The sequence below is a fragment of the Streptomyces sp. NPDC058326 genome (assembly GCF_042879855.1).
Classification (GTDB): domain Bacteria; phylum Actinomycetota; class Actinomycetes; order Streptomycetales; family Streptomycetaceae; genus Streptomyces.
This window is the reverse complement of sequence record NZ_JBHVZO010000017.1, coordinates 104,953-119,165: the sequence shown is the minus strand read 5'-3', so window position 1 is coordinate 119,165 and position 14,213 is coordinate 104,953. Positions and strand designations below refer to the sequence as shown.

Sequence of the window (14,213 nt, the reverse complement as noted above, 5' to 3'; positions counted from 1 at the left end):
GGCCGGGGAGGGCTTACGAGCCCACCCCGGCCCGTTGTCGTTTTCGTCGTACGAGCTGTGTGACAGGAGAGTGTGGAGCAGTGCAGTTGGTAGTCGCGCGGATCGGCCGCGCCCACGGCATCAAGGGCGAGGTCACCGTCGAGGTGCGGACGGACGAGCCCGAGCTGCGGCTCGGCCCCGGTGCCGTACTGCTCACCGACCCGGCCTCCGCCGGGCCGCTGACCATCGAGACCGGCAAGGTGCACAGCGGCAAGCTGTTGCTGCGCTTCGTGGGCGTCAACGACCGCAACGCCGCCGAGGCCCTGCGCAACACCCTTCTCATCGCCGAGGTCGACCCCACGGAGCTGCCCGAGGAGGAGGACGAGTACTACGACCATCAGCTGATGGACCTCGACGTGGTCCTCGCCGACGGCACCGAGATCGGCCGGATCACCGAGATCTCCCACCTGCCGTCCCAGGACCTCTTCATCGTCGAGCGGCCCGACGGCACCGAGCTGATGATCCCCTTCGTCGGCGAGATCGTCACCGAGATCGACCTGGAGGAGCAGCGGGCCGTCATCGACCCGCCGCCCGGCCTGATCGACGACCGCGCCGAGATCGTCTCCTCCCGGGACGACGAACCGGGTGACGACGCATGAGGCTCGACGTCGTCACGATCTTCCCGGAGTACCTCGAACCGCTGAACGTCTCGCTGGTCGGCAAGGCACGCGCGCGCGGACAGTTGGACGTCCACGTCCACGACCTGCGCGACTGGACCTACGACCGGCACAACACCGTCGACGACACCCCGTACGGCGGCGGTCCCGGCATGGTCATGAAGACCGACCCCTGGGGCGACGCGCTCGACCAGACGCTCGCCGACGGCTACGAGGGCGGTGCCCACGGCCCGGTCCTCGTCGTCCCCACCCCCAGCGGCCGCCCCTTCACCCAGGAGCTGGCCGTCGAGCTCTCCGAGCGGCCCTGGCTGATCTTCACGCCCGCCCGCTACGAGGGCATCGACCGCCGCGTGGTGGACGAGTACGCGACCCGGATGCCGGTCTACGAGGTCTCCATCGGCGACTACGTCCTCGCCGGCGGAGAGGCCGCGGTCCTCGTCGTCACCGAGGCCGTCGCCCGGCTCCTGCCGGGTGTCCTCGGCAACGCCGAGTCCCACCGGGACGACTCCTTCGCCCCCGGGGCCATGGCCAACCTCCTGGAGGGCCCCGTCTACACCAAGCCCCCCGAGTGGCGCGGCCGGGGCATCCCCGACGTCCTGCTCAGCGGGCACCACGGCAAGATCGCCCGCTGGCGGCGCGACGAGGCCTTCCGGCGCACCGCCGCCCACCGCCCCGACCTCATCGAGCGCTGCGACCCCGCGGCCTTCGACAAGAAGGACCGCGAGATCCTCTCGATGATGGGGTGGGCACCGGAGCCCGGCGGCCGGTTTTGGCGCAGGCGCGAAGACGTGGAAGAATAGGCCGCTGTCGTCCGTCCGGCGCGCGCCCCTGCCACAGGGGGAACGACGCCGCCAGGAGCGGACGACGCTCCGAATCATCTTCGAACGTACCGCTGATGACCTGTGGCATCAGCGAGGAAAGAGACCTCCATGGCCTCCCTGCTCGACCAGGTCAACGCGGGTTCGCTCCGCTCCGACCTCCCCGCCTTCCGCCCCGGCGACACCGTGAACGTCCACGTGCGCGTCATCGAAGGCAACCGCTCGCGTATCCAGCAGTTCAAGGGTGTCGTCATCCGCCGCCAGGGCTCGGGCGTCAGCGAGACCTTCACGGTCCGCAAGGTCTCGTTCTCCGTCGGCGTCGAGCGCACCTTCCCGGTGAACAGCCCGATCTTCGAGAAGATCGAGCTCGTGACCCGCGGTGACGTCCGTCGCGCCAAGCTCTACTACCTGCGTGAGCTGCGCGGCAAGGCTGCCAAGATCAAGGAGAAGCGCGACCGCTGAGCCTCGGCTCCCGGCACGCTCGACGCTTCCGAGCCCTCGCACAGGCAGGCCGGATAGGCTCTGCCCCCGATGGACAACGAAGCACAGCACACGGAGCGCGACCCCTCTTCCGGTACGGAGGACGGGTCGCGCTCCGCGCGCGTTTCCGAGGACGGCGGGACCACGCCGGACGCGACCACGTCCGGCGGGACCACGCCGGACGCGACGGTGCCGGACGCGGCCACGTCCGGCGGGACCGCGCCCTCCTGGCGGCGGACGGCCTTTCTGGGCGGCGTCTGTGTGACCTTCCTGCTGCTCCTGAGCCATTTCGTGCTGCAGCCCTTCCTCATCCCGAGCGGCTCGATGGAGCCGACGCTCCAGGTCGGCGACCGGATCCTCGTGAACAAGCTGGCGTACCGTTTCGGCAGCGAGCCGGGCCGGGGCGATGTCATCGTCTTCGACGGCACGGGATCCTTCGTACGCGAGCAGGCGCAGGGCAATCCGGTGACCGGAGTGCTCCACGACGGCGCGGCCGCCCTCGGACTCGCGGAACCCGACGAGACCGACTTCGTGAAGCGGGTCGTCGGCATCGGCGGCGACCGGGTGGTCTGCTGCGACAAGGGCGGCCGGCTCACCGTCAACGGCGTCACCGTCGAGGAGCGGTACCTGATGCCCGGGGACCAGCCCTCCAGCGTGCCCTTCGACATCGTCGTCCCGCAGGACAGGCTCTGGGTCATGGGCGACCACCGCAGCCAGTCCAGCGACTCCCGGGACCACCTGGGCAGCCCCGGCGGCGGAATGGTCCCCGTCGACAGGGTCGTCGGACGCGCCGACTGGATCGCCTGGCCCTTCGGGCGCTGGTCCGGCGTCGCCGCCACGGACGCCTTCGACGCCGTACCGGCCGCGCCGGCCGGCGGACACGGGACGGGGGGCCATGGGTAGCCGAGGCCGGCCCCCGGGCGGACCGCGTCACGACGGCGAGCAGGGCACCGGCCAGGGCGCCGCCCTGCCGGGACGGGCGGAGCGGCGCAGGCTCGCCCGCAAGGTCAAGCGACGCCGACAGCGGTCCGCGATCCGCGAGATCCCGATCCTCGTCACGGTGGCCGTCCTCATCGCGCTCGTCCTCAAGACGTTCCTGGTCCAGGCCTTCGTCATCCCGTCCGGTTCCATGGAACAGACGATCCGGATCTCCGACCGGGTCCTCGTCGACAAGCTCACCCCCTGGTTCGGCTCCCGCCCGCAGCGCGGCGACGTCGTCGTCTTCAAGGACCCCGGCAACTGGCTCCAGCAGGAGGCCACGCCGCCCGCCGACGACCCGGTCGGCATCAAGCAGGCCAAGCAGGCCCTGACCTTCATCGGGCTGCTGCCCTCCGCCGATGACCGGGACCTCATCAAGAGGGTCGTCGCCGTCGGCGGAGACACCGTCCGCTGCTGCGGCGCGGACGGGCGGATCACCGTCAACGGCGTACCGCTCGACGAGCCGTACCTGCACCCGGGGAACGAGCCGTCCACCATCCCCTTCGAGGTGAAGGTCCCGCAGGGCCGGATCTTCGTCCTCGGTGACCACCGCTCCGATTCGGCGGACTCCCGCTTCCACCTCGACGAGAAGGACCAGGGAACCGTCTCGGAGAAGCAGGTCGTGGGACGTGCCGTGGTGATCGCCTGGCCGATCGGGCACTGGCGCGGCCTCGAGGAGCGGGACACCTTCGCCGCCGTACCGGACGCCCGTACGGGTTCCGAGTCCGCGCTCGGTCTGTCGCATAGTGTGTCCCAGCGGAATCTGAACGGATTCACCGGGCTCCCGACCCCTGCGGAACTTCTGCTCGTTATGGGAGTGGTGGGCCTGTCCCTGACCCGGGGCAGGCGTTCGCACGGACTGAGGAGTGGATGTGGGGGATTTGGCCGTCGGCGCACGATCCGGACACGATGAGCCCGACAAAAGGGCCGGCGGGGCCTTCGGCGATGACAGTGCGGGTGACGACGTGACGGGTGACGAGCAGGCGCGACCGCCGGGTGGCGGTGTGCCGGGCGGTGGCGACGACGACACGGCGGGCGGCTCCGGCAGGGGCCCCAGGAAGCAGCGTTCCTTCTGGAAGGAACTGCCCCTCCTCGTCGGCATCGCCCTGGTGCTCGCCCTGCTGATCAAGACCTTCCTGGTGCAGGCGTTCTCGATCCCCTCGGAATCGATGATGAACACCCTCCAGAAGGGCGACCGCGTCCTCGTCGACAAGCTCACCCCCTGGTTCGGCTCCGAGCCCGAGCGCGGCGAGGTTGTCGTCTTCCACGACCCGGGCGGCTGGCTCGAAGGCCAGAAGACGCCCACGCCCAACGTCGTGCAGAAGTTCCTCAGCTTCATCGGCCTCATGCCGTCCGCCGAGGAGAAGGACCTCATCAAGCGCGTCATCGCCGTCGGCGGGGACACCGTGTCCTGCAAGGAGGGCGGCAAGGTCGTCCTCAACGGCAAGACGCTGGACGAGACCGGCTACCTCTACCCCGGCTCCCTGCCCTGCCAGGACTCGTTCGGACCGATCAAGGTCCCCGAGAACCGGATCTGGGTCATGGGCGACAACCGCCAGAACTCCCTGGACTCCCGCTTCCACCAGCAGCTCCCGGGCGGCGGCACCGTCTCCAACGACGAGGTCGTCGGCCGCGCCGTCGTGATCGCCTGGCCCGTCACCCGCTGGGCGACCCTCCCCGTCCCCGACGTCTTCGACCAGCCCGGCCTGGGCCAGGCCATGACCGCCGCCCCCGTCGGCGCGGCAGGCCTCGCCGGAGCGCTCCCGCTGGTGCTGTGGCGCAGGAAGAAGCTCGCCGCGCGGCATACCGCCGCATAGTGACCCGCGGGTAGGGTGCCGTCCCGGACCGTCGACAGACCCACGGTCCGTCGACAGACCTACGGGGTGCGCACATGAGCGGAAACATACGGACCCAGAGCGGCCACGGCCGCCTCGGCAGCACGCTGTCGGGGCTGGCCGTGGCCGTCGGCTGTGTGCTCTTCCTCGGCGGCTTCGTCTGGGGAGCCCTGCTCTACCAGCCGTACTCCGTCCCCACCGACTCCATGACCCCCACCCTCGAGACCGGGTCCAAGATCCTCGCCCAGCGCGTCGACGGCGAAGAGGTCCGGCGCGGCGACGTCGTCGTCTTCACCGACCCGCTCTGGGGCAACTCGCCCATGGTGAAGCGGGTCGCCGCCGTCGGAGGCGACACCGTCGCCTGCTGCGACCGGAACGGCCGCCTCACCATCGACGGCACGCCCGTCCACGAGCCCTACCTGAGGCCGGGACCCGGCGGCCGGACCGTCGCCTCCGGACAGGAGTTCTCCGTCACCGTCCCGGAGGGCAACCTCTTCCTCCTCGGCGACGAGCGGCACACCTCGCTCGACTCCCGTACGCACATCGAGGAGGCCGGCCAGGGCTCCGTGCCCCGCTCCACCGTCGTCGCCCGGGTCGACGCGGTCGTCTGGCCCGCCAAGGGCCTCCTGGAACGCCCCGCCGGCTTCGCGGGACTCCCCGGCGGCATCTCCGAACCCGGGCCCGTACGCCCCCTCCTCACCGCCGTCGCCGCCGGAGCCTTCCTGGTGCTGGCCGGAGCCGCGTACGGCCCGGTGGCGGGCTTCCTCGCGAAGCGCCGCCCGGCGGGGCCCAGGACCGGACGGCGGGAGAAGGTGGGTACATGACGCATTCCTCCGCGCGGCCTCCGGCGAACCCGGACCCGGCGCACGTCCGGCGGCGGGTCGCGCGGGTCGTGCTCCTCGACCCCGACGACCGCGTGCTGCTCCTTCACGGACACGAGCCGGACGACCCGGCCGACTCCTGGTGGTTCACCCCCGGCGGCGGCCTCGAAGGCGGCGAGACCCGCGAGGAGGCGGCGCTGCGCGAGCTCGCCGAGGAGACCGGCATCACCGATGTCGACCTCGGACCGGTGCTCTGGAAGCGGTACTGCTCCTTCCCCTTCGACGGTCGCCGCTGGGACCAGGACGAGTGGTACTACCTCGCCCGCACGCGCGGAACCGGGGCGGCGCCCCGCCCGCGGGCCCTCACCGAGCTGGAGAACCGCAGTCTCGGCGGCCTGAGATGGTGGACCTCCGCGGAACTGTCGGCGGCGCGTGAGACGGTGTACCCGACCAGACTCGCCGAGCTGCTCCGCACGCTGCTCGACGAGGGACCTCCGAGTGCACCGTTGGTTCTCGCCCCGGAAATCGTTTAGGGGCGCGTTCGACTGGCGCACAATAGGGGGACGCACGGCTGAAGGGGAACATGCCATGAGCGCCGAGGACCTCGAGAAGTACGAGACCGAGATGGAGCTGAAGCTCTACCGGGAGTACCGCGATGTCGTCGGCCTGTTCAAATACGTGATCGAGACCGAGCGGCGCTTCTACCTCACCAATGACTACGAGATGCAGGTGCACTCGGTGCAGGGTGAGGTTTTCTTCGAGGTCAGCATGGCTGATGCCTGGGTCTGGGACATGTACAGACCGGCCAGGTTCGTCAAGCAGGTGCGGGTCCTCACCTTCAAGGACGTGAACATCGAGGAGCTCAACAAGAGCGACCTCGAACTACCCGGCAGCTGACACCGGTGAACGCGGCCTCACCCTCACGGGTGAGGCCGTTCTTCACAGCACCCCCGCCGTCCACAGCGCCGCACGCGATCCGCCCCGCTCCGTCACAGTCAGTGACGGAGGTGGTACCGCATGAACAAGACCCAGGCACTCGGACGGTACGGCGAAGAGCTCGCCGCCCGTCGGCTCACCGCGACCGGCATGCAGATCCTCGCCCGCAACTGGCGCTGCGGCCGCACCGGCGAGATCGACATCGTCGCCCGCGACGGCGACACCCTCGTCGTCTGCGAGGTCAAGACCCGACGGCTCGGCTCCTACGAACACCCGATGGCCGCCGTCACCCCGGGCAAGGCCGACCGGCTCCGCCGCCTCGCCGCCTGCTGGCTCGACCGCAACGGCGATCCGGCACCCCCCGGCGGCGTCCGTATCGACCTCGTCGGCATCGTCCTGCCCCGCCGCGGCGCCCCCGTCCTCACCCACGCCCAGGGGGTGGCCTGAGATGGGATTCGCCCGTACCTGCTCCGTCGCCCTCGTCGGCGTCGAAGGCGTCGTCGTCGAGGTCCAGGCCGACCTCGAACCCGGCGTCGCCGCCTTCACCCTCGTCGGCCTCCCCGACAAGAGCCTCACCGAGAGCCGCGACCGGGTCCGTGCCGCCATCGTCAACTCCGGCGCCGAATGGCCCCAGAAGAAGCTCACCGTCGGACTCAGCCCGGCGTCCGTACCCAAGGGCGGCTCGGGCTTCGACCTGGCCGTCGCCGCGGCGGTGCTCGGAGCCGCCGAGCGGATCGACCCGCGCGCCATCGCCGACCTCGTCCTCATCGGTGAACTCGGCCTCGACGGACGGGTGCGGCCCGTCCGCGGCATCCTGCCCGCCGTCCTCGCCGCCGCCGACGCCGGATACCACCAGGTCGTCGTCCCCGAACAGACCGCCGGCGAAGCCGCGCTCGTCCCCGGAGTCTCCGTCCTCGGCGTCCGCAGTCTCCGGCAGCTCATCGCCGTCCTCACCGACGAACCCGTCCCCGAGGAGGAGCCGACGGAGGAAGGCCGACCCGACGCCATGCTCGCGGGACTCCTCGTCCCCGGAGCCGGCATCGGCACCGGGCTCGCCCCCGACCCCGCCGACCCCACCGGAGGCCCCGATCTGGCCGACGTCGCCGGCCAGCACCGCGCCCGCCGCGCCCTGGAAGTGGCCGCCGCCGGCAGCCACCACCTGCTGCTCTCCGGCCCACCCGGCGCCGGAAAGACCATGCTGGCCGAGCGCCTCCCCGGCATCCTCCCGCCCCTCACCCGACAAGAATCCCTCGAAGTCACCGCCGTCCACTCGGTCGCCGGCATCCTCCCGCCCGGCGAACCCCTCGTCCGCCGCGCCCCCTACTGCGCGCCCCACCACTCCGCCACCATGCAGTCACTCGTCGGCGGCGGGAACGGCCTCCCCAGGCCCGGCGCCGTCTCCCTGGCCCACCGGGGGATCCTCTTCCTCGACGAAGCCCCCGAGTTCTCGGGGAAGGTCCTCGACGCGCTCCGCCAGCCCCTCGAATCCGGGCACGTCGTCATCGCCCGCGCCGCCGGAGTCGTACGGCTCCCCGCCCGCTTCCTCCTCGCCCTCGCCGCCAACCCCTGCCCCTGCGGCCGGCACACCCAGCAGGGCGCGGGCTGCGAATGCCCGGCCGCGCTCGTCCGCCGATACCAGGCACGCCTCTCCGGCCCCCTCCTCGACCGCGTCGACCTGCGCGTGGAGGTCGAACCCGTCACCCGCGCCGACCTCCTCGGCCAGGGCGGCCGGGGCGAGACCAGCGCCACCGTCGCCGCCCGCGTTCGCGAGGCCCGGGCCCGCGCCGCCGCCCGCCTCGCCGGCACCCCCTGGAGCGTCAACAGCGAGATCCCCGGCCACGAACTCCGTACCCGGTACCTCGCCGCACCCGGAGCCCTCGCGACCGCCGAACGCGACATCGAACGCGGCCTTCTCACCGCCCGTGGCCTCGACCGCGTGCTCCGGGTCGCCTGGAGCGTCGCCGACCTCGCCGGACACGACCGTCCCGACAGCCAGGACATCGCCCTCGCCCTCGAACTGCGCACCGGCATCACCCGGGGTGTGCCCGTCGGAGCGGGGGAGCGCGCATGACCGCCCCCACCCGCCTCGTCGAACGGCGGGCCCGCGCCACACTCAGCCGGGCCGTCGAACCCGGTGACGAACACGCGGGCCGCTGGCTCCACCGCTACGGAGCCACCGGCTTCCTCGACCGACTGCTCCACCCCGCCGACGCCACTGATTCCGGCGGCTCCGGTGGTTCCGGCGGGGGCGATCCCTTTCCCGGTACGGGACAGAAGCGCGTCACCTCCTGGCGGCTGCGCGCCACCGCGGCGGACCCCGAGCGCGACCTCGCCGCCATCCACGAACTCGGTGGCCGGTTCCTCATCCCCGGTGACACCGAATGGCCCCGTCAACTCGACGACCTCGGAGACGCCCGCCCCCTCGGCCTCTGGGTCAGAGGCCCGGCCGACCTGCGCACCTGGGCCCTCCGCTCCGTCGCCCTCGTCGGCGCCCGCGCCTGCACCCCGTACGGCGCGCACACCGCGGCCGACCTCGCCACCGGTCTGGCCCGCCGGGGCTGGGTCGTCGTCTCCGGAGCCGCCTACGGCATCGACGGCGCCGCCCACCGCGGCGCGCTCGCGGCAGCCGGAGCCACCGTCGCCGTCCTCGCCTGCGGGGTCGACACCCCGTACCCCCGAGGCCATGACCAGCTCATCCGACGCATCGCCGAACAGGGGCTCGTGGTAGGCGAGTTGCCGCCCGACAGTCACCCCACACCCAGCCGCTTCATCCTGCGCAACCGCGTCATCGCCGCCCTCACCCGGGGAACGGTCGTCATCGAGGCCCAGCACCGCAGCGGCTCCCTCGTCACCGCCCGCGCCGCCGCGCGCCTCGGCCGCCACATCATGGGCGTCCCCGGACCCGTCACCAGCGCACTCTCCGCGGGCGTCCATGAACTCCTGCGGGGCGACGCGACCCTCGTCACCGACGCCGACGAGATCGTCGAACTCGTCGGCGACATGGGCGACCTCGCCCCGGCGCGCCGGGGGCCGGTCCTTCCCCGTGATCTCCTCGCCCCCGCGACGGCCCAGGTCCTGGAGGCGGTCCCCGCCCGGGGCCCGACCCCCACGACAGGCATCGCCCGTCGCGCCGGTACCACCCCCGACGACACCCTCGCCAAGCTGTACGAACTCCACTCCCTAGGTTTCGTCGAACGGCACAGCGAGGGCTGGCAGTTGACGAAGGAGGCCACGTCGGCGTCGAACGCGCGGCGAGGCGGTACTTGACCTGGAGCATTCGGGTGAAAGGGTGATGGCGATGAACAACCGAGTTCTCTCGGCCGCGCCCGAGGGGCCGACGCGCGCCACGGCCCGGGTTCGAAGATGTGGCCGACGGCGTCCACCCGGAGCGGCGTCATCCGCCGATGTTCGCGCACCGCGACCGCGCACTCACGCTACGCTCACCAGAATTCCGTCCAGGACACTCCCACCGACACACCCGACAGCAGAACGGCTCAAGGCAACGCATGCCCCAGCACACCTCCGGGTCTGACCGCGCTGCGGTGCCCCCAGCAGCCCGGGGCGCCGTGCGACCACCCGCACCGACCTCCCTCGACGAACTGTGGCGGTCGTACAAGGACACGGGCGACGAGCGGCTGCGGGAGCAGCTGATCCTGCACTACTCGCCGCTCGTCAAATACGTCGCCGGGCGCGTCAGCGTCGGGCTGCCGTCCAATGTGGAACAGGCCGACTTCGTCTCCTCCGGCGTCTTCGGCCTCATCGACGCCATCGAGAAGTTCGACGTCGAGCGGGCCATCAAGTTCGAGACGTACGCCATCACCCGCATCCGCGGCGCCATGATCGACGAGCTCCGCGCCCTCGACTGGATCCCCCGCTCCGTCCGCCAGAAGGCGCGCAACGTCGAACGCGCCTACGCGACCCTCGAGGCCCAGCTCCGGCGCACGCCCTCCGAGAGCGAGGTGGCCGCGGAGATGGACGTCACGCTGGAGGAACTGCACGCTGTTTTCAGCCAGTTGTCCCTGGCGAACGTGGTCGCCCTGGAAGAGCTGCTGCACGTCGGCGGCGAGGGCGGCGACCGGCTCTCCCTGATGGACACCCTCGAGGACACCGCCGCCGACAACCCCGTCGAGGTCGCCGAGGACCGCGAGCTGCGCCGGCTCCTCGCCCGCGCCATCAACACGCTCCCCGAGCGGGAGAAGACCGTCGTCACGCTCTACTACTACGAGGGCCTCACGCTCGCCGAGATCGGCCACGTCCTCGGCGTCACCGAGAGCCGCGTCAGCCAGATCCACACCAAGTCCGTCCTCCAGCTCCGCGCGAAGCTGGCCGACGTCGGACGCTGACACGGTGCGAGCCGGTCGTACAGTGGAGCCGTGCCCAGGATTCGAGCGGCCTCCGTGGCCGAGCACCGGACGATGCAGCGCGGCGCCCTCCTGGACGCCGCGCGTTCCCTGCTGTCCGAGGGCGGGACGGAGGCGCTGACCTTCCCCGCACTCGCCGAGCGCACGGGCCTCGCCCGTTCCTCCGTGTACGAGTACTTCCGGTCGCGCGCGGCCGTCGTCGAAGAACTGTGCGCCGTCGACTTCCCCGTCTGGGCCGCCGAGGTCGAAGTCGCCATGGACGGGGCCGGGACCCCTCAGGGCAGGGTCGAGGCGTACGTCCGCAAGCAGCTGGAGCTGGTCGGGGACCGGCGTCACCGCGCGGTCGTCGCCATCTCGGCGAGCGAGCTCGACGACGGCGCCCGCGAGAAGATCCGCGCCGCCCACGGCGGTCTCGTCGCCATGATCGTCGAAGCCCTCGCCGAGCTGGGCCAGCCCCGGCCACGGCTCGGCGCCATGCTCCTCCAGGGCGTCGTCGACGCGGCCGTCCGCCGTATCGAGCTCGGCGCCGCCGAGGATCCCGCCGAGATCGCCGAGGCGGCCGTCACGATGGCCCTCCACGGCGTCAACGGAACCCCGGCCTGACGTCCTCGCTCCCCCCTGCTCGTCCGCCCGTCGGCAGCAGGCGTGAGGGGGCTCTCCCGGTCAGGACCAAGGGGTTCAGATAGACCTCGCCGCGGAGCAGCCCCCAGTGGAGGCAGGACTCCGCGCAGTGGGAGCCGGCGGCGACCCGGGCGATCGGGGTGCCCGCACGGACCGGTGTGCCCGTCGCCACCAGCGGAGTCACCGGGGAGAAGGTCGTCCGGAGCGGGGGAGTGCCCGTGCCCGGGAGGGTGAGGGTGACGACCCCGCGGCCGCCGACCGGGCCCGCGAAGGTGACCGTGCCCGCGGCCGGGGCCAGGACCGGGGTGTCCGGCGGGGCGGCCAGATCGACGCCGCGGTGCCCGGCGGCGTACGGCCCGGCCGGCGGCCGCCAGCCGCGGACGACCACGGGGGGCGGTGGACCCACGGGCCACAGCAGCCCGAGGGTGAGGATCAGTGCCATGAGACGCATGGCGAAAGGCTCCCCGCGACGACCGTTCCGGACCGGTCACGGACGGTTTCTGTGGACTGCTCGCCGGTTGTGGACAGTGCCGTCACCCGGCGCTCCCGGGGTCCCGTACACTTCCTATGGCGACCCGGGTCACCGGGTCGACTTCGCACGCCCCGCCACCCGGCCCTCACCGGTCGATGGCAGCGCCTTTTCGGTCCCTTGTGGCACGGCGCGTCGGGGCGTCAGGACATAACCGAGAAACCCAAGGAGATACGGCCATGGCCGTCGTCACGATGCGGGAGCTGCTGGAGAGCGGCGTCCACTTCGGTCACCAGACCCGTCGCTGGAACCCGAAGATGAAGCGCTTCATCTTCACCGAGCGCAACGGCATCTACATCATCGACCTGCTCCAGTCGCTGTCGTACATCGACCGCGCCTACGAGTTCGTCAAGGAGACCGTCGCGCACGGCGGCTCCATCATGTTCGTCGGTACGAAGAAGCAGGCCCAGGAGGCCATCGCCGAGCAGGCGACGCGTGTCGGCATGCCGTACGTCAACCAGCGTTGGCTCGGTGGCATGCTCACCAACTTCTCCACCGTCTACAAGCGTCTGCAGCGCCTCAAGGAGCTCGAGCAGATCGACTTCGAGGATGTGGCCGCCTCCGGCCTCACCAAGAAGGAGCTCCTGGTCCTCTCCCGCGAGAAGGCCAAGCTGGAGAAGACCCTCGGTGGTATCCGCGAGATGCAGAAGGTGCCGAGCGCCGTCTGGATCGTCGACACCAAGAAGGAGCACATCGCCGTCGGTGAGGCGCGCAAGCTCCACATCCCGGTCGTCGCGATCCTCGACACCAACTGCGACCCCGACGAGGTCGACTACAAGATCCCGGGCAACGACGACGCGATCCGCTCCGTCACCCTGCTCACCCGCGTGATCGCCGACGCCGTCGCCGAGGGCCTCATCGCCCGCTCCGGCGCCGCGACCGGCGACTCGAAGCCGGGCGAGAAGGCCGCCGGCGAGCCCCTCGCCGAGTGGGAGCGCGACCTGCTCGAGGGTGAGAAGAAGGCCGACGAGACCGTCGAGGCCCCCGCCGCCGAGGCCCCGGCCGAGGCTGCCGCCGAGACCGTCGAGGCTCCGGCCGAGGCCGCTGCCGAGGCCACCGAGGCCCCGGCCGCGGACGCCGAGCAGGCCTGACCCTTCAGGACCTTCGGGTGACGACGGCGGGGGCCCACAAAGCCCCCGCCGTCCACCCGTGGACCCGCCCGATCTTTCAGACTTCGAGAGAGAAACAGACTCATGGCGAACTACACCGCCGCTGACGTCAAGAAGCTCCGCGAGCTCACCGGCGCCGGCATGATGGACTGCAAGAAGGCCCTGGACGAGGCCGACGGCAACGTCGACAAGGCCGTCGAGGCGCTGCGCATCAAGGGCCAGAAGGGTGTCGCCAAGCGTGAGGGCCGCTCCGCCGAGAACGGCGCCGTGGTCTCCCTCATCGCCGACGACAACACCTCCGGTGTCCTCGTCGAGCTGAAGTGCGAGACGGACTTCGTCGCCAAGGGTGACAAGTTCCAGGCCGTCGCCGACAAGCTCGCCGCTCACGTCGCCGCCACCTCCCCGGCCGACCTGGACGCGCTGCTCGCCTCCGAGATCGAGGCCGGCAAGACCGTGCAGGCGTTCGTCGACGAGGCCAACGCCAACCTCGGCGAGAAGATCGTCCTGGACCGCTTCGCGCAGTACGCCGACGGCTTCGTCTTCGCGTACATGCACCGCACGATGCCGGACCTCCCGCCGCAGATCGGTGTCCTCGTCGAGTTCGACAAGGCCGACGCCGCCGTCGCCAAGGGTGTCGCCCAGCACATCGCCGCCTTCGCGCCGAAGTACCTCACCCGTGAGGACGTTCCGGCCGAGGTCGTCGAGACCGAGCGTCGCGTCGCCGAGGAGACCACCCGCGCCGAGGGCAAGCCCGAGGCCGCGCTCCCGAAGATCGTCGAGGGTCGCGTGAACGGCTTCTTCAAGGACGCGACGCTGCTCGGTCAGCCGTACGCCCTTGACAACAAGAAGTCCGTCCAGCAGATCCTGGACGAGGCCGGTGTCACCCTGAAGCGCTTCACCCGCATCAAGGTCGGCATCTGAGTCCGTACGCGAACGCGACGGACGTCGGACCCCCCGGTAGGGTCTGAGGCAGTCGTCCGCGCACGCGCAGGACGACCGCAGATCTGACAGGAGGCCATTGCCGTACGGGAAACCGCGAGGACCCAAGGCAATGGCCTCCTTCGTATGT

17 protein-coding genes are annotated in these 14,213 nt (G+C 71.3%); 16 read left to right on the top strand and 1 reads right to left on the bottom strand.

What is annotated here, in order from left to right; all coding sequences use genetic code 11:
• The first annotated feature begins 80 nt into the window (after positions 1 to 80).
• The 14 genes from rimM (at position 81) to ACFVYX_RS27300 (ending at position 11,488) form a co-directional block, all read left to right on the top strand.
• Complete coding sequence (rimM, locus tag ACFVYX_RS27365) at positions 81 to 638, top strand: ribosome maturation factor RimM (RefSeq protein WP_389684159.1); 558 nt, start codon at positions 81 to 83, stop codon at positions 636 to 638.
• Entirely contained in the window at positions 635 to 1,456 is an 822-nt protein-coding gene (gene trmD / locus ACFVYX_RS27360) for a tRNA (guanosine(37)-N1)-methyltransferase TrmD (protein WP_389684158.1), read from the top strand. The genes rimM and trmD overlap by 4 nt, the downstream gene beginning before the upstream one ends.
• A gap of 129 nt (positions 1,457 to 1,585) precedes the next feature.
• Positions 1,586 to 1,936 (top strand): 50S ribosomal protein L19, encoded by a 351-nt coding sequence (gene rplS / locus ACFVYX_RS27355; protein ID WP_015036473.1) that lies wholly within the window; start codon positions 1,586 to 1,588, stop codon positions 1,934 to 1,936.
• A gap of 69 nt (positions 1,937 to 2,005) precedes the next feature.
• Positions 2,006 to 2,857, top strand: coding sequence for a signal peptidase I (lepB, locus tag ACFVYX_RS27350; RefSeq protein ID WP_389684157.1), 852 nt, complete (start codon positions 2,006 to 2,008; stop codon positions 2,855 to 2,857).
• Entirely contained in the window at positions 2,850 to 3,845 is a 996-nt protein-coding gene (gene lepB / locus ACFVYX_RS27345; protein ID WP_389684156.1) for a signal peptidase I, read from the top strand. Before lepB (ACFVYX_RS27350) ends, lepB (ACFVYX_RS27345) begins: the two co-directional genes overlap by 8 nt.
• Entirely contained in the window at positions 3,814 to 4,749 is a 936-nt protein-coding gene (lepB, locus tag ACFVYX_RS27340) for a signal peptidase I (protein WP_389684201.1), read from the top strand. Before lepB (ACFVYX_RS27345) ends, lepB (ACFVYX_RS27340) begins: the two co-directional genes overlap by 32 nt.
• A 74-nt stretch (positions 4,750 to 4,823) precedes the next feature.
• Positions 4,824 to 5,591, top strand: a complete 768-nt coding sequence (gene lepB / locus ACFVYX_RS27335) for a signal peptidase I (RefSeq protein ID WP_389684155.1) — start codon at positions 4,824 to 4,826, stop codon at positions 5,589 to 5,591.
• Positions 5,588 to 6,121 carry an NUDIX hydrolase gene (locus ACFVYX_RS27330; protein ID WP_389684154.1) on the top strand — a complete coding sequence of 178 codons (534 nt, stop codon included), beginning with the start codon at positions 5,588 to 5,590 and terminating at the stop codon, positions 6,119 to 6,121. The genes lepB (ACFVYX_RS27335) and ACFVYX_RS27330 overlap by 4 nt, the downstream gene beginning before the upstream one ends.
• Before the next feature lie 55 nt (positions 6,122 to 6,176).
• Positions 6,177 to 6,485, top strand: a complete 309-nt coding sequence (locus ACFVYX_RS27325; RefSeq protein ID WP_005311352.1) for a DUF2469 domain-containing protein — start codon at positions 6,177 to 6,179, stop codon at positions 6,483 to 6,485.
• 120 nt (positions 6,486 to 6,605) lie between these two features.
• Complete coding sequence (locus tag ACFVYX_RS27320; RefSeq protein WP_389684153.1) at positions 6,606 to 6,971, top strand: YraN family protein; 366 nt, start codon at positions 6,606 to 6,608, stop codon at positions 6,969 to 6,971.
• Position 6,972: 1 nt separating this feature from the next.
• The gene (locus ACFVYX_RS27315; RefSeq protein WP_389684152.1) at positions 6,973 to 8,595 is read left to right on the top strand and encodes a YifB family Mg chelatase-like AAA ATPase; all 1,623 of its coding nucleotides are present in this window, start codon (positions 6,973 to 6,975) and stop codon (positions 8,593 to 8,595) included.
• Positions 8,592 to 9,791 carry a DNA-processing protein DprA gene (gene dprA / locus ACFVYX_RS27310; protein ID WP_389684151.1) on the top strand — a complete coding sequence of 400 codons (1,200 nt, stop codon included), beginning with the start codon at positions 8,592 to 8,594 and terminating at the stop codon, positions 9,789 to 9,791. The genes ACFVYX_RS27315 and dprA overlap by 4 nt, the downstream gene beginning before the upstream one ends.
• A 239-nt stretch (positions 9,792 to 10,030) precedes the next feature.
• Positions 10,031 to 10,867 carry an RNA polymerase sigma factor WhiG gene (gene whiG / locus ACFVYX_RS27305; RefSeq protein WP_150265653.1) on the top strand — a complete coding sequence of 279 codons (837 nt, stop codon included), beginning with the start codon at positions 10,031 to 10,033 and terminating at the stop codon, positions 10,865 to 10,867.
• A gap of 54 nt (positions 10,868 to 10,921) precedes the next feature.
• Positions 10,922 to 11,488 carry a TetR/AcrR family transcriptional regulator gene (locus ACFVYX_RS27300; protein ID WP_389684200.1) on the top strand — a complete coding sequence of 189 codons (567 nt, stop codon included), beginning with the start codon at positions 10,922 to 10,924 and terminating at the stop codon, positions 11,486 to 11,488.
• On the opposite strand, the gene ACFVYX_RS27295 is transcribed toward ACFVYX_RS27300, so the two are convergent.
• Positions 11,469 to 11,957: a M23 family metallopeptidase gene (locus ACFVYX_RS27295; protein ID WP_389684150.1), complete on the bottom strand. Its 489-nt coding sequence runs from the start codon at positions 11,955 to 11,957 to the stop codon at positions 11,469 to 11,471. The genes ACFVYX_RS27300 and ACFVYX_RS27295 overlap by 20 nt on opposite strands.
• 257 nt (positions 11,958 to 12,214) lie before the next feature.
• Between ACFVYX_RS27295 and rpsB the strand changes: the two genes are divergently transcribed.
• Both rpsB and tsf read left to right on the top strand, forming a co-directional pair.
• On the top strand, positions 12,215 to 13,126 hold the full coding sequence (rpsB, locus tag ACFVYX_RS27290; RefSeq protein ID WP_389684149.1) for a 30S ribosomal protein S2: 912 nt from the start codon (positions 12,215 to 12,217) through the stop codon (positions 13,124 to 13,126).
• A gap of 102 nt (positions 13,127 to 13,228) precedes the next feature.
• Positions 13,229 to 14,065 (top strand): translation elongation factor Ts, encoded by an 837-nt coding sequence (gene tsf, locus ACFVYX_RS27285; RefSeq protein WP_030206425.1) that lies wholly within the window; start codon positions 13,229 to 13,231, stop codon positions 14,063 to 14,065.
• The last annotated feature ends 148 nt before the right edge of the window (positions 14,066 to 14,213 follow it).

Coding starts and splice junctions, on each gene's coding strand:
- ACFVYX_RS27325 (WP_005311352.1), top strand. CDS start 6,177: ATGAGCGCCGAGGACCTCGAGAAGTACGAGACCGAGATGGAGCTGAAG.
- trmD (WP_389684158.1), top strand. CDS start 635: ATGAGGCTCGACGTCGTCACGATCTTCCCGGAGTACCTCGAACCGCTG.
- rpsB (WP_389684149.1), top strand. CDS start 12,215: ATGGCCGTCGTCACGATGCGGGAGCTGCTGGAGAGCGGCGTCCACTTC.
- whiG (WP_150265653.1), top strand. CDS start 10,031: ATGCCCCAGCACACCTCCGGGTCTGACCGCGCTGCGGTGCCCCCAGCA.
- ACFVYX_RS27295 (WP_389684150.1), bottom strand. CDS start 11,957: ATGCGTCTCATGGCACTGATCCTCACCCTCGGGCTGCTGTGGCCCGTG.
- dprA (WP_389684151.1), top strand. CDS start 8,592: ATGACCGCCCCCACCCGCCTCGTCGAACGGCGGGCCCGCGCCACACTC.
- ACFVYX_RS27330 (WP_389684154.1), top strand. CDS start 5,588: ATGACGCATTCCTCCGCGCGGCCTCCGGCGAACCCGGACCCGGCGCAC.
- ACFVYX_RS27315 (WP_389684152.1), top strand. CDS start 6,973: ATGGGATTCGCCCGTACCTGCTCCGTCGCCCTCGTCGGCGTCGAAGGC.
- ACFVYX_RS27320 (WP_389684153.1), top strand. CDS start 6,606: ATGAACAAGACCCAGGCACTCGGACGGTACGGCGAAGAGCTCGCCGCC.
- rplS (WP_015036473.1), top strand. CDS start 1,586: ATGGCCTCCCTGCTCGACCAGGTCAACGCGGGTTCGCTCCGCTCCGAC.
- lepB (WP_389684157.1), top strand. CDS start 2,006: ATGGACAACGAAGCACAGCACACGGAGCGCGACCCCTCTTCCGGTACG.
- tsf (WP_030206425.1), top strand. CDS start 13,229: ATGGCGAACTACACCGCCGCTGACGTCAAGAAGCTCCGCGAGCTCACC.
- lepB (WP_389684156.1), top strand. CDS start 2,850: ATGGGTAGCCGAGGCCGGCCCCCGGGCGGACCGCGTCACGACGGCGAG.
- lepB (WP_389684155.1), top strand. CDS start 4,824: ATGAGCGGAAACATACGGACCCAGAGCGGCCACGGCCGCCTCGGCAGC.